Raw genomic sequence first — 13,749 nt, 5'->3', positions numbered from 1 at the left:
ATCAGTCTTCCTCCTCGCGGATCAGGGTGATGTCGCCCGCTGTCTCAAGCGCGCGAATCGCGGCGACGATCGCGGTCATGGCGGCTTCGCCGTCCTTTTCCTTGACCTTTCCGCGGGTTGCGATTTCCTCGCGCAGACCCTGGGCCAGGCGCTGCGAGATGTTGGCCAGAAGGAATTCTGCGGCCTCTTCCAGTTCGGGCCTGCCCTGGGCGGCGGCAAGTGCGGTGACGAGCTGCGACTGTTCCACCATTCGGGTAACCTTTGGCGCGTCGCGCGGGTGCAGGCGGGCGGGGATATGCGCGAAGGTGAAGATCGCCTTGCGTACCTCGGCGGCGAAATCGGCGTCCTCGGCATCCAGACCCTTCAGCACGCCGTCGCGCGTGGCCGAGGCCGCGACATTCAGGATGGCCCCGACCCGTTCGACCGGCCCCCGGTCGAAGGCGCGGGGCGGCTGATTGTCGAGCTCGCTGAGCAGCGCCACGCCAATCCGGCGTACGGTTTCGGGATCGACGTTGCCGGTCATTGATACCGCATGGGCAACCCTCCGCGCGCGCTCGCCGGGCAGTTTTCCCAGAAGTTCCGCCGCCCTGGGGACCGGAAGCTTCGACAGCATGACGGCCCCGATCTCTACCGCCTCGTCGATCAGGATCGGCAGCAGGCGGTCTGACGGCAGCGCTGTGATACGTTCCCAGGGGTCGATCCTGGATGAGGCAGAGGCCATGCGGCGCAGGCGCGAGGCGGCCGACTGCGAGATGTGGCCGTCCATCATCGACAGTGCCCCCTCTATCCCGCCGGGAAAGGCAAGGCCGACTGAATCGAGTTCGGCGAGGAATTCTGCCACAACCTCATCAAGGGTGGCGCGGTCGATCAGGCGCATCTTACCCATCTGTTCGGCCAGCGCGGCCTGCATGTGTTCGGGAAGCGAGGCCAGCGGCAGGGTCGTGCCCTGTGTCAGCAGGTAGCGGACGATGACTGCCGCCTTCTGTCGCGCCGTCAGAACGCGGCACGAGGAAGACGCCACACTTCGGTCAGGCGCTGTGCGAGAGAGGGGGACAAGATCCTGCGGCATGGGCACCCCTGGCGATTCAGATGCCCAAAGCTTCGCTGCCGCAGGTTAATGCAGGCTTAGCGGTGCTGGAGTTCAGCTGGAAGGTGTGGCGATGCAGGAGCCCTTTTCGGCATCCCAGGTATAGCCCGGCATGCAGGATGCCGCGGTTTCCTGCCTTTCCTTGCCCGGACAGCCCGAATAGGCCAGCGCCGGCGTCAGCGAGAGGGCAAGCGCGGAGAGGGTCAGTGCGATCTTCATGGTCGTCCTCCTGTCGGTTCGGGGTTCAGACGGATCCGATGCGATTGGCGTCGGCACGTTCCTGAAAGGTAGCACGGACCGATCGCAATCAAGCAGCGAAAACCGCGACCCCGCGCCGCAGGCCGGATCACGCTTCCGTCAGCTGCCGAAGACCCGGGCGAAGATCGTATCGACGTGTTTGGTATGGTAGCCGAGGTCGAACTTCTCCTCGATCTCGGCCGGGGAAAGCACGGCCGTTACCTCGGGGTCGGCAAGCAACTCGGCCTTGAAGTCGGCACCCTTTTCCCAGACCTTCATGGCGTTGCGCTGCACCAGGCGATAGGCATCCTCGCGCGAAACGCCGGCTTGGGTCAGGGCCAGAAGCACGCGCTGGGACATGACCAGTCCCTTGAACTTGTTGAGATTCTTCAACATGTTTTCGGGATAGACCACCAGCTTCTCGATCACCCCGGCCAGCCGGTGCAGGGCGAAATCCAGCGTGATCGTGGTGTCGGGGCCGATCATCCGTTCGACCGATGAATGCGAAATGTCGCGTTCGTGCCAGAGCGCCACATTCTCCAGCGCAGGGGTCACGGCCATCCGGACAAGGCGCGCAAGGCCGGTCAGGTTTTCGGTCAGCACCGGGTTGCGCTTGTGCGGCATCGCGCTCGATCCCTTCTGGCCGGGCGAGAAATACTCCTCGGCCTCCAGAACCTCGGTGCGCTGCATGTGGCGGATCTCGATGGCCACGTTTTCGATGCTGGAGGCGATCACGCCAAGTGTGGCGAAGAACATGGCGTGGCGGTCGCGGGGGATCACCTGGGTGCTGATCGGTTCGGGAACCAGGCCCAACATCTTGCACACATGTTCCTCGACCCGCGGGTCGATGTTGGCGAAGGTGCCGACCGCGCCGGAAATCGCCCCGGTGGAGACTTCCTTCCGCGCGTTTTCAAGCCGTTCCCGGTTGCGCTTCATCTCGGCATAGAAGCGGGCGAAGGTCAGGCCCATCGTCGTGGGCTCGGCATGAATGCCGTGGCTGCGGCCGATGCGGATGGTGTCCTTGTGTTCGTAGGCCCTCGCCTTCAGCGCGGCGAGCACCCGGTCGAGGCCGTTGAGCAGCAGGTCTGCGGCACGGACAAGCTGGATGTTGAAGGTCGTGTCCAGCACGTCCGACGAGGTCATCCCCTGATGGACGAAGCGCGCCTCTTCATTGCCGATGATTTCGGCCAGATGGGTGAGAAAGGCGATGACATCGTGCTTCGTGACCGCCTCGATCTCGTCGATGCGGGCCACGTCGAAGGGCACGTCCTTTGCGCGCCAGACGGCTTCGGCATTTTCCTTGGGGATCACGCCAAGGGCGGCCTGGGCGTCGCAAGCGTGGGCCTCGATCTCGAACCAGATGCGGAAGCGGGTTTCAGGGGACCAGATCGCCACCATTTCGGGGCGGGAATAGCGCGGGATCATGCGGGCACCTTCGCGGCGGACTTCGGGGACGCCGCCCCCTTACGCCGCAAGGGGGCAGGGCGCAAGCGCCGCAGGTGCCGATCAGTCCCAGCAGGAGACGAGGACCGTCATCCCGGCGCCAAGTTCCGAGAGGTCATAGGGCGGCAGGGCGCCCTGCGCACGGGCTTCGGTCGGGGCGATGCCCCCCGCGGTCAGCACCCGCGCGACCTCGGCGCCCGTGGCGGCGAAGAAGGTGCCGGGCGGCAGAACCTTGCCTTCGGGTCCGCCGCCGGGCAGCAGAACCCCGATCACCGCACCCGTGGCATCCAGCACCGGCCCGCCGGTGTCGCCGGGCATCGCCTGCACGGACAGCCGCTTGATGCCCGCTTCTCCATTCAGGCCGGTCAGCTCCTCGAGGGTGCCGAAGGTCATTACCGGGGCAGGAAGGCGGTCCTCATAGGAATAGCCGGCGACCATCACCTCTGTCCCAGGCCTTTCCGGCCCGGTCTGCAAGCTGGCCACCTTGCGCGGCGCCAGTGGGGTTTTCGGCCTCACGACAGCCAGTCCGGCGGCAGCGTCGGTCAGCACCACCTGGCCTTCGGTCTGCCGGTCCAGCGTGATGCGCCCGCATCCGGTGACGGCCTCGGTCGTGGTCAGCACCATCCCCTCGCCCGAAACGAAAATGCCCGAACGGCTGAAGCGCGGCTTGCGCACGTCGAGCCCCGACAGAAGCCCCGCCTTTGTCTCGGCAGCAAGAGGAACCATTCCGGGGTCAAGGGCACGGGTGCCGGTCATGGTGAAGCTCTGTTCCATGGCCTGCAGGATGCGCGCATCACGTTCCCCGTTTCCGGGCGCCGAGATGAGCATCCAGCCCTTGATCAGCCCGCCCCGAAGTTCGGCAAAGACCGTGGTATCCACCCGGTCCGACGTGCCGCGGATGCGGAAGCTGCGTTCACCAAGCTGCCGCTCGCCGGTCAGCGGCACGGCATCCAGCGTCTGAACCATCTCGTAAAGCCCGGCAAGGGCTGCCTGGTCGCCAGGCTGCGAGATCAGGACGATCCGGGGCCCCGCGTCCTGCCGGGGCCGGAAGTGGACGAAGGGCGGTTCGTAATGGTCGAACTCGACCAGGCCAAGGGGCAGGGTGATGCTGATTCCGGCTTCGGGCTCGTCCAACCGGGCAAAGCCGAAGGCGGCGGTCTCGTCGCGGTAGTCCTGCAGCAGTTTCGCGCGCTGGCGGCTGGTCAGGATGCCGGTTGGTTCCAGCATGCCCTGCGCCTGCTGCCAGGCGGACATCGAATTGCGGGTGCCCGGTCCGAAGGCGCCATCGATGCCACCCTGGTAGAAGCCGAACCATTGCAGCGCCACCTGCAGTTCCTTGCGCTGCTCCTCGGTCAGAAGCGACTCGCTGTCGCGGGCTTCGGTGCGGGTTTCGTCGGCGATTGCCGCAGGTTCGGGGGCAGGGACGGCAATTTCCGGCACCGGGTTTCCGGGTTCGGGGGCAAGTGTGACCGCCTCTGGTGCCGCGGCCCCGGCGGGCGGCCAGTATTGTTCGCCGAAGTTGCTGGAGAAGGCGATGAAACTGTCGGCCGGGATGGCACGCGACCGTTTCAGATCATTCAGGCGCCGGTTGCCTTCGTCGGCGGGATAGGGACCGATCATGATGCCATACCAGCCCGAGCGCAGCAGGTAGCCCTGGGTTTCGGGGAACCGTTCGGCATAGACGCGGGCGCGGGCCTCGGCCTCGGCGCGGGTCGGCTGTGCCTCGATCTGGACCCAGACCTGCCCTTCCTGCGCCTGCCCCGGATGGGGCCGCAAGGCCATGAGGACCATAAGCAGAAGGCAGGCGGCAAGGGGATGAAGAGGCACACGAAAGGTCACTGGGCGGATCCTGCGCTTTGGCTGCGTGTTTCGCGCGACATTAGACAACCGCGCCGCTGCGGCAAGGGTGGAACCGACCCGGCCCGGTCACAATCGGGCGGGGTTGCGACGGATCATTCCGGAATTGACCCTTATCCTGCCAGTGGGTAGGGAAGGCGCGACCTTCCCTACCGGCCAATCGCAAGGGTGCGCCATGACGCATGAGACGACCACGCCCCGCAGCTTTCAGGAGATCATCCTGCGCCTGCAATCCTATTGGGCGTCGAAGGGCTGCGCGGTCCTGCAACCCTATGACATGGAGGTAGGCGCGGGCACCTTTCACCCGGCGACCACGCTGCGGTCGCTGGGCACGAAGCCCTGGGCGGCGGCCTATGTCCAGCCGTCGCGCCGCCCGACCGACGGACGCTATGGCGAGAACCCGAACCGCCTGCAGCACTATTACCAGTATCAGGTCATCATCAAACCCAGCCCGCCCGATCTGCAGGACCTTTATCTGGGAAGCCTGCGCGCCATCGGCATCGACCTTGACCTGCACGACATCCGCTTTGTCGAGGACGACTGGGAAAGCCCGACGCTTGGCGCCTGGGGCCTGGGCTGGGAGGTCTGGTGCGACGGCATGGAGGTTTCGCAGTTCACCTATTTCCAGCAGGTCGGCGGGCACGACTGCAAGCCGGTGTCGGGCGAGTTGACCTATGGCCTGGAACGGCTGGCGATGTATGTGATGGGCATCGACCATGTGATGGAGATGCCGTTCAACGACCCGGATGCGCCAATTCCTCTGACCTATGGCGATGTCTTCCGCCAGACGGAAGAGGAATACAGCCGCCACAACTTCGATGGCGCCACGACCGAGATGCTGTTCCGGCATTTCGAGGATGCCGAGGCCGAATGCGAGCGTCTGCTGGCCTTCGCGCCGGACGACCCGAAATCGGGCAAGCGCATCGTCATGGCGCACCCGGCCTATGACCAGACGATCAAGGCAAGCCACCTGTTCAACCTTCTGGACGCGCGGGGCGTGATTTCGGTCACCGAACGGCAGGCCTATATCGGCCGGGTTCGGGCCTTGGCGAAGAAATGCGCCGATGCCTTCCGGCAGACCGAGGCGGGGGCGGACCTGTGAATGTGGGCAAGATCGCCGTGGCCGTGATCCTTCTGACCGCCGTCATCGGGGGTGCGGCCCTCTGGTACACCGCCGAGCGGGCCTTTTACGAGCCGGTGGCCTTCACGCAGGGGCAGGAAATCCGGCTGGTGCCGCTGAACGGCGACCAGCCGGAGGCCATCGTCGCCAATGACATCCAGGGGATCGACGCACCCTCGTCCCCGATAAAGTTCCGCGCCTGCTTCACCACGCCCCTCACGCTGGCCATGCTGACCGAGACCTACCGCCCCTATGAGGGCGCTGTGCCCCTGGTCGCGCCCTCCAACTTTCCCTGTTTCGACGCCGAGGCCATCGGCCGCGCGCTGGAGACGGGTGAGGCGCTGGCGTTCCTGTCGGAACCCGACATCCGCCCAGGCGTTGACCGTGTGGTGGCCGTCTTTGCCGACGGCCGCGCCTATGCCTGGCATCAGCTTGGCGGGGCAGAGGGGGCGGAGTCGCAATGACCAACCACCCGGCGTTCGTGCCAAGCGGAGTCCGGGTAGCGGTCATGACGCACGCGCGGAAGGAGCCGTTCTTCTGCGCGCTCTTCAGCCGGCACTACGGTGCGCTTTTCGGGACCGAGAACCTGTTTCTCTACAAGGACGGGGAAGATTGGGAGCTTCCCGCGGACGCGACGTTCGGCACGGTGATCCCGGTGACCTTTCCGTCCAGCCGGACCGAGTGCGACGCCTATTTCGCAGAGTTCCTGTCTGCAGAAAGTGCGCGGCTCTTGACCCGATACGACATCGTGCTGCGGGTCGACGTGGACGAATTCCTGGTCGTGGATCCAGCCCAGGGCAGCTGGACCGAGGTCGTCAAGGAAGCGCAGGACAACGGCTATCTATACGCCATCGGCCTGGACGTGGTGCAGAACCGCAAGATGGAAGGCCCGCTTCGGCTCGACGTTCCGATCCTGGAACAGCGCAGTTATGCCTATTTCCGGGGCGACTATTGCAAGCCCTGCGCAATTGCCCGAGCGGTCGTCTGGACTTCGGCCTGCCATACGGTTCACGGCGAGCCGGTCGTTCTGAGCAAGAGCCTGAAGCTTATCCACCTCGCCTCGATGGATCAGGAGTTGCTGCAGAAGCGCCTTGAAGACCGCGGGGATTTTGCGAAGGCGTCATACTCCAGTCATGCGAAGTCGCGCTTTCGGCAGTTCGAGACTGTAGGGAAAGACACGGCCTTCGATCTTGATGCTATCGATGGACTTATCCGGCAGCGACTGTGCTTTGACGACGTAGGGGCTGCTGCCCACACGCCCCGCTTCACACAGGTGACTGCCCCCGATGGCACGGTGCGGAAGAAATCGCTCTGCGTCCGCCTGCCTAAACGGTACGCCCCCCTTATAGCCGCCCCCGCCGCCGATCAGGGAGCTGTCCAAGAGCGTATTGACAGGGGCAGCAGGGCAAAGACTGCCCAGCCGCCTGCCGAAGCCGACCGCTTGCGCCTCCTTCTGGACCTGCTCGCCCCTGAGCGAAAGACAGTAATTGCCGATGTCGGGGCCAGCGGGAGCAAAGAGCCGCCCTATGCCTTCTTGCTGAAACAGGGCGCATGCCAGGTCTGGGGGTTTGAGCCGCAGCCCGAGGAATATGCCAAGCTGGTTGCCGCGGCTGGGCCGAACGAACATTATCTGCCCTCGGCCGTCGGAGATGGTACGGTCAAACGGCTGCATCTGACCAGTCACCCAGGGTTCAGCTCGACGCTAGTGCCGAACCAAAGGGTGTCGCGGGCGCTGCAGCGCCGGAAGAAGGACATGATCGTCCAGTCGGTGATCGACGTGCCGACAGTCCGCCTTGATGATGTGGCCGGCCTGCCGCAGATCGACCTCTTGAAGATCGATGTCTCGGGCGGCGAGATCGATGTGTTTCTCAACGCAACGACCAAGCTTGCCGGCGCAATAGCCGTAATCACCGAGACCTCTGCCCTGCCGATTTACGAAAACCAGCCGCTCCTGGGCGATCAGATGGTCTGTTTGAACCGGCTGGGCTTTCAGTTGCACAAGTTCAGCTTCTTTCGGTCCGTACCTTTCCGGGGAAAACTGACGTCTGGCGTACCCCGGCGTGCGCGTGCGGACCAGCTCTCGGACGGCGGCGCGATTTTTGTGCGTAAGCTGTTTGACTTCGAGTCCCAGCCGACAGAAGCGCTCAAGCATCTGGCGATCCTGGCGGATTTCATCTTCGCAAGCAGATCGCTGGCGCTGAAATCCGTCGAAGTGCTGATGGACCGCGGTGTCATCGCTGCGGACGGGGCACGGAAGTATGCCGCCGCGATGTCTGCCAAGCACCGATCCCCAGAGAGGCGCGCTCGACTTTTGTCTTGACGAGGATTTCGTAAACTGTGCCTTGCCGTGGCCAGACCGCCTGTGGACTGAACAAAAGCCTGCCAGCTGAATGGACCCAATACTGATGCCCGACCTTCTGATCGAACTCTTCTCCGAGGAAATCCCGGCCCGGATGCAAGCCCGCGCGCGCGAGGATTTGCGGAAGCTGGTCACCGACGGGCTGGTCGAGGCCGGGCTCACCTATGCCTCGGCCGGGGTCTTCTCCACCCCGCGCCGGCTGGTCCTGTCGGTCGAGGGGCTGACGGCCGAAAGCCGCCCGGTGCGCGAGGAACGGAAAGGGCCGGCCACCACGGCGCCGCAGCAGGCGATCGAGGGCTTCCTGCGGTCCACCGGCCTGACCCTCGACCAGCTGGAACGCCGCGCCGACAAGAAAGGCGAGACCTTCTATGCCGTGATCGAGAGGCCCGGCCGCAAGGCGCCCGAGATCGTGGCCGAGGTGCTGGAAACAACGATCCGCAATTTCCCCTGGCCGAAGTCGATGCGCTGGGGGTCGGGCTCCTTGCGCTGGGTACGGCCCTTGCAGTCGATCCTGTGCATCCTGTCGGACGAGGGCGGGGCGCATGTCGTGCCGCTGGAGGTGGACGGCATCGTTGCGGGGAACACGACCGAGGGCCACCGCTTCATGGGGATGGGCCGGTTCACGGTCACGGGGTTCGACGATTACCTGGTGAAGCTCAAGCGCGCGAAGGTGGTGCTGGACAGCGCCGAACGCGAGGCGGCGATCTGGCAGGGCGCGCAGAACCTGGCCTTTGCCGCCGGGATGGAGGTCGTGCCCGACCCCGGCCTGCTGACCGAGATCGCGGGGTTGGTGGAATGGCCGGTGCCGCTGATGGGGCGGATTGCGGACGACTTCCTGTCCTTGCCGCCCGAGGTCCTGCAGACCTCGATGAAGGAGCATCAGAAGTTCTTCTCGGTGCGGAACCCCAGGACGGGCCGGATCGAGGGCTTCGTGACGGTCGCCAACATCGAGGCCGCGGACGGCGGCGAGGTGATCCTGAAGGGGAACCAGAAGGTGCTGGCTGCGCGGCTGTCGGACGCGAAGTTCTTCTGGGAGAACGACCTGCGCGTGGCGAAGGCCGGGATGGTCGAGTGGGTCGAGGGGCTGAAGGCCGTGACCTTCCACAACAAGCTGGGGTCTCAGGCCGAGCGGATCGAGCGGATTGCGGCGCTGGCGCGCGAGATCGCGCCGCTGGTGGGTGCGGATCCTGCTGACGCCGAGCGCGCGGCGCGCCTGGCGAAGTTGGACCTGCGCTCGGCGATGGTGGGCGAGTTTCCCGAGTTGCAGGGCGTGATGGGCCGCTATTACGCGCTGGAGGCCGGGGAGAAGCCTGCGGTCGCCGATGCCGCGCGGGACCACTGGCGGCCGAAGGGCGAGGGCGACGCGGTGCCGGTGGAGCCGGTGTCGGTCGCCGTGGCTCTGGCCGACAGGATCGACACGCTGACCGGGTTCTGGGCCATCGACGAGAAGCCGACGGGGTCGAAGGACCCGTTCGCCCTGCGCCGCGCGGCGCTGGGGGTGATCCGGCTGGTGCTGGGGAATGGGGTGCGGGCCTCGCTGGCCGAGATCGTGGCCGGGGGCATCGCCCGGCATCCCGCCGCAGGTCCGCATGGAATGTCGGCCGCGCTCGACCTTCTCTCCTTCTTCCACGACCGTCTCAAGGTCCATCTCAAGGACCAGGGCATCCGGCACGATGTCATCGACGCCTGCCTTGCCATGCCCGGCAGCGACGACCTGACGCTGCTGGTGAAGCGGGCAACGGCGCTGTCCGAAACGCTCAAGACCGAGGACGGGGCGAACCTGCTGCAGGGGTTCAAACGGGCGAACAACATCCTGGCCCAGGCCGAGGCGAAGGATGGGGTCGAGTATTCCTTCGGCGCGGAAGCGAAATTCGCGGAAACGGCGGAGGAACGCGCGCTGTTTGCCGCTCTCGACGCGGCCGAGGCGCGGATCGGGCCGGCGATGGCGGCCGAGGATTTCGCCGGGGCCATGGCCGCCATGGCCGGCCTGCGCGCGCCCATCGACGCCTTCTTCACCGCCGTGCAGGTGAACAGCGAGAACCCGGTGGTGCGGCGCAACCGGCTGAACCTGCTCAACCGCATCCGCGCGGTCTGTTCCGGCGTTGCCGATCTGAGCCGTATCGAGGGCTGATCGCCCCCCACCCTCATCCCCTTCCCACGGAGGGGGGGAGGCACCCGCGACTGGCGGTTCGTGGACTGCCCAAGGATTCATCGTCGTCCTGCCATGTCACGCTTGCGTGACAGGGCAATCGGCGTATGCTGCGCCTGAATACAGGGGTGCTGCGGTGCAGAAACACGATCCCATCGCCGAATTCGCCCAGATCACGCCAGGCGCGCAGATCGCGACGGCCACGCATGGCTGGCGGGCGAAATGCCTGCAGCGGCTGGTCCGGCTGGATCTGCCGGTGCCGAAGTCGGTCGCGCTGCCCGCCTCGACCGTTCGCGCGATCGCGGCGGGGCACGGGGTGGATGCGGCAGGTATCCTGAACCATTTCGGTGACGGGCCGCTGATTTCCGTGCGCCCCTCGCCGGCAAACCCAGACTGGGGCGGGCCCGCGACGATCCTGAACATCGGGCTGAACGCCAAGCGCCATGCCCGTCTGGCCGAAACCCATGGCGAACAGGCAGCGGATGCGCTGTATCTGCGCTTCGTGCAGGCCTATGCGATTCATGTGGCCCGGCTTGACCCGGAGGTCTTCGACGGCCTCAAGCCAGGCCCCGGCGCCCTGCGCGATGCCTTGCGCGAATACGAGGTCGAGACTGACGAACCCTTCCCCCAGGATCCTGCGCGGCAGTTGTCGGAGGTGTTGCGCAGCATGGCACGGGCATGGGAAGGCACCTCTGCCCGGCTGCTGCGTCAGGCCAAGGGCGCCCCGGAAGAGGCGGCGCTGGGCCTTGTGGTGCAGGAGATGGCCCAGGGCATCGGGCAGGGGATCAGCGGCAGTGGCGTGATCCAGTTCGTCGATCCGGTTACCGGCCAGCCGCAGATTACCGGGCGCTATCTGGGCCAGAGCCAGGGCCGGGACGCGCTGAAGACGACAGAGGCGCTGTATCTGACCCGCGATCCGCGCGGCCCCTCGCTGGAGGACGTGGCCCCCGAGATCTTTGAAAAGCTGGTCGCATACGGCGCCATCTGCCGGGCCCGGCTGCGCGAGGAGATGCAGATCGAATTCACCGTCGAGGACGGCCGTCTGGCGGTGCTGGATGCAGTAAAGGTGCCGCGGTCGGCGCGGGCGGGGCTGCGCATCGCGGTGGCGCTGGCCGAGGATGGGGTGATCGAACGTAACGAGGCAGTCCTGCGGGTCGAGCCGCAGGCGCTTTCCGAATTGCTGCACCATCAGGTCGATCCGCGCGGGAATCGCGACGTGATCGCGCGCGGGATCGCCGCCTCGCCGGGGGCGGCCACCGGGGTTCTGGTGTTCTCCTCATCCGCCGCGCAGGCGGCAGCGGCGCGGGGTGAACCCTGCATCCTGGTGCGCCGCGAAACCTCGCCCGAGGATATCCGCGGGATGCATTCGGCGGCGGCTGTGCTGACCGAACGCGGCGGCATGACCAGCCATGCTGCGGTGATCGCGCGCGGGCTGGGGTTGCCCTGCGTGGTGGGGGCCAGCGACATGCGGCTGGATGCGCGCGACCGCAAGCTGACCACGGCCGATGGCCGGGTGTTCCGCGAGGGCGACGTGGTGACGCTGGACGGGTCGAAGGGCGAAGCGCTGGCAGGCGCGGCCATCATGCTGCCCCCGGCGCTGGATGACAGCTTCCGCCGGCTGCTTGCCTGGGCCGACGAGGTGCGCGACATCGGAATCCGCGCCAATGCCGACACCCCCGCTGACGCCGAGACCGCGCGCAAGTTCGAGGCGGAAGGCATCGGCCTGTGCCGCACCGAACACATGTTCTTCGACGAGGACCGCCTGGTCGTGATGCGCGAGATGATCTTTGCCGACGCGCCTGGCGACCGTGCCGCGGCGCTCGCGCGGCTTCTGCCGATGCAGCGGGCGGATTTCGTGCAACTCTTTGAAATCATGCAGGGCCTGCCGGTCTGCATCCGCCTGTTCGACCCGCCGCTGCACGAATTCCTGCCCCAGACGCGCGAGGGCCTGCGCGAGCTGGCCGAGGCTCTGGATCGCCCCCTGTCCGAAGTCACCCGCCGGGCCGAGGCGCTGACCGAGGTCAATCCGATGCTCGGTATGCGCGGGGTGCGGCTGGGGGTGGTGCTGCCGGAGATCTACGACATGCAGGTCCAGGCGATCTTCGAGGCGACGCTGGAATCGGCCCGCCGCGGCGCGCCGGTCGTGCCCGAGATCATGATCCCGCTGGTCAGCGCGCGCCGCGAGGTGGAGCTGATCAAGACCCGGATCGACGCCGTCGCCGCCATGGTGCGCACCAGGGCGGGGGCCGGTTTCGACTACAAGCTGGGTGTCATGGTCGAAACCCCGCGCGCGGCGCTTCGGGCGGGTGACATCGCCCAGCACGCGGCCTTCCTGTCCTTCGGCACCAACGACCTGACGCAGATGACCTATGGCCTCAGCCGCGACGACGCAGGGCGGTTCATGAACACCTATGTCCGCCAAGGGGTCTTTCCCGAAGACCCCTTCCACATCCTTGATGTAGACGGGGTTGGAGAGTTGCTGCTGATTGGTGCGGAACGTGGCCGCAGAACGCGGAAAGACCTGACATTGTCCATCTGTGGTGAACACGGCGGCAACCCGGAATCGATCGCCTTCTGCCGCAGGGCCGGGTTCGATTATGTCTCCTGCTCGCCCTACCGTGTGCCAATGGCGCGGCTGGCTGCGGCGCACCTTGCCTTGAAAGATCGAAAATCATCATTCAAAAACAGCTGATTGCCGGAAGGACTTGAGGTTTGGGTCGCATTTTTCGGCGAGATTCCGCCGAAAGATCGGCCAAAAGCGTTGCTTTTTGGCAACAGCGGTAGACCGCCCCCTGGTTCCTCGCCTAAGCCCCCGACCGCTTGCAAAGGCGGGGACTGCTTCCGCCGCGTTCGAAAACAATGACGGAAGAGCAGAATGAAACTGTCTGATGTGGGGCGCAGGGTGGCGCCCCTTCTCGTGGCGGCCATGGCGGCCGCCCCTGCCATGGGCGATGTCCACTCCTCCTCCGCTTACGATATGCGCATGCCTGATGTGCGCATCCCCGTGATCACCCGGTTGCCCGACCCCGACATGTCAGGAATGCTGCCGGCCGCCGCCCAGACCGACGGCCTGACCGAGGCCTGGCTCATGGCGCAGCCTGCGCCCGAGGGCGATGCCGAGTGGCAGTGTCTGACCGAGGCCATCTATTTCGAGGCACGCGGCGAAAGCCTTGAAGGCCAGATTGCGGTGGCCGAGGTCATCCTGAACCGCGTGGACAGTCCGCTTTACCCCCGAACGGTCTGCGGTGTGGTCAAGCAGCGCGGTGGCGGGGGCTGCCAGTTCTCATACGCCTGCAACGGCAAGGTCCGGATGCGGGAAAAAGGCGCGGCCGATCTTGCGGGCCGGATCGCCCGGGCCATGCTGGACGGGGCGCCGCGGCTGCTGACCGATGGCGCGACGCACTTCCACGCCCGCGCCGTGCGTCCGAACTGGTCGAAACGCTTTGCGCGCACCGCGACCATAGGGGCCCATACGTTCTACCGCCATCCCGGCTGAG

10 protein-coding genes are annotated in these 13,749 nt (G+C 66.0%); 6 read left to right on the top strand and 4 right to left on the bottom strand.

What is annotated here, in order from left to right; translation table 11 throughout:
* Position 1: 1 nt before the first annotated feature.
* The 4 genes from EZM81_RS12470 to EZM81_RS12460 form a co-directional block, all read right to left on the bottom strand.
* Positions 2-1,069, bottom strand: coding sequence for a FliG C-terminal domain-containing protein (locus EZM81_RS12470; RefSeq protein WP_136645942.1), 1,068 nt, complete (start codon positions 1,067-1,069; stop codon positions 2-4).
* Positions 1,070-1,141: 72 nt separating this feature from the next.
* On the bottom strand, positions 1,142-1,306 hold the full coding sequence (locus EZM81_RS18330) for a hypothetical protein (protein ID WP_169052368.1): 165 nt from the start codon (positions 1,304-1,306) through the stop codon (positions 1,142-1,144).
* Positions 1,307-1,444: 138 nt separating this feature from the next.
* Positions 1,445-2,749 (bottom strand): adenylosuccinate lyase, encoded by a 1,305-nt coding sequence (purB, locus tag EZM81_RS12465; RefSeq protein ID WP_135450444.1) that lies wholly within the window; start codon positions 2,747-2,749, stop codon positions 1,445-1,447.
* Between the two features lie 81 nt (positions 2,750-2,830).
* On the bottom strand, positions 2,831-4,549 hold the full coding sequence (locus tag EZM81_RS12460; RefSeq protein WP_169052367.1) for a trypsin-like peptidase domain-containing protein: 1,719 nt from the start codon (positions 4,547-4,549) through the stop codon (positions 2,831-2,833).
* Positions 4,550-4,799: 250 nt separating this feature from the next.
* On the opposite strand from EZM81_RS12460, the gene EZM81_RS12455 reads away from it, so the two are divergent.
* The 6 genes from EZM81_RS12455 to EZM81_RS12430 all read left to right on the top strand — a co-directional run bounded on the left by EZM81_RS12455 (position 4,800) and on the right by EZM81_RS12430 (position 13,748).
* Complete coding sequence (locus EZM81_RS12455) at positions 4,800-5,726, top strand: glycine--tRNA ligase subunit alpha (RefSeq protein WP_135450446.1); 927 nt, start codon at positions 4,800-4,802, stop codon at positions 5,724-5,726.
* Positions 5,727-5,728: 2 nt separating this feature from the next.
* Positions 5,729-6,208 carry a DUF6446 family protein gene (locus tag EZM81_RS12450; protein ID WP_248298217.1) on the top strand — a complete coding sequence of 160 codons (480 nt, stop codon included), beginning with the start codon at positions 5,729-5,731 and terminating at the stop codon, positions 6,206-6,208.
* Positions 6,205-8,064, top strand: a complete 1,860-nt coding sequence (locus tag EZM81_RS12445) for an FkbM family methyltransferase (RefSeq protein ID WP_136645939.1) — start codon at positions 6,205-6,207, stop codon at positions 8,062-8,064. Before EZM81_RS12450 ends, EZM81_RS12445 begins: the two co-directional genes overlap by 4 nt.
* A gap of 85 nt (positions 8,065-8,149) precedes the next feature.
* Positions 8,150-10,234 carry a glycine--tRNA ligase subunit beta gene (gene glyS, locus EZM81_RS12440; RefSeq protein ID WP_136646004.1) on the top strand — a complete coding sequence of 695 codons (2,085 nt, stop codon included), beginning with the start codon at positions 8,150-8,152 and terminating at the stop codon, positions 10,232-10,234.
* A 154-nt stretch (positions 10,235-10,388) separates the two neighbouring features.
* Positions 10,389-12,944: a putative PEP-binding protein gene (locus EZM81_RS12435; protein WP_135450450.1), complete on the top strand. Its 2,556-nt coding sequence runs from the start codon at positions 10,389-10,391 to the stop codon at positions 12,942-12,944.
* Between the two features lie 183 nt (positions 12,945-13,127).
* Complete coding sequence (locus EZM81_RS12430) at positions 13,128-13,748, top strand: cell wall hydrolase (RefSeq protein WP_136645938.1); 621 nt, start codon at positions 13,128-13,130, stop codon at positions 13,746-13,748.
* The last annotated feature ends 1 nt before the right edge of the window (position 13,749 follow it).

The sequence above is a fragment of the Tabrizicola sp. YIM 78059 genome (genome assembly GCF_004959785.1).
In the GTDB taxonomy this organism is placed as follows: domain Bacteria; phylum Pseudomonadota; class Alphaproteobacteria; order Rhodobacterales; family Rhodobacteraceae; genus Tabrizicola; species Tabrizicola caldifontis.
The sequence above is the reverse complement of the archived record's forward strand: the minus strand, read 5'-3'. Positions and strand labels throughout refer to the sequence as shown.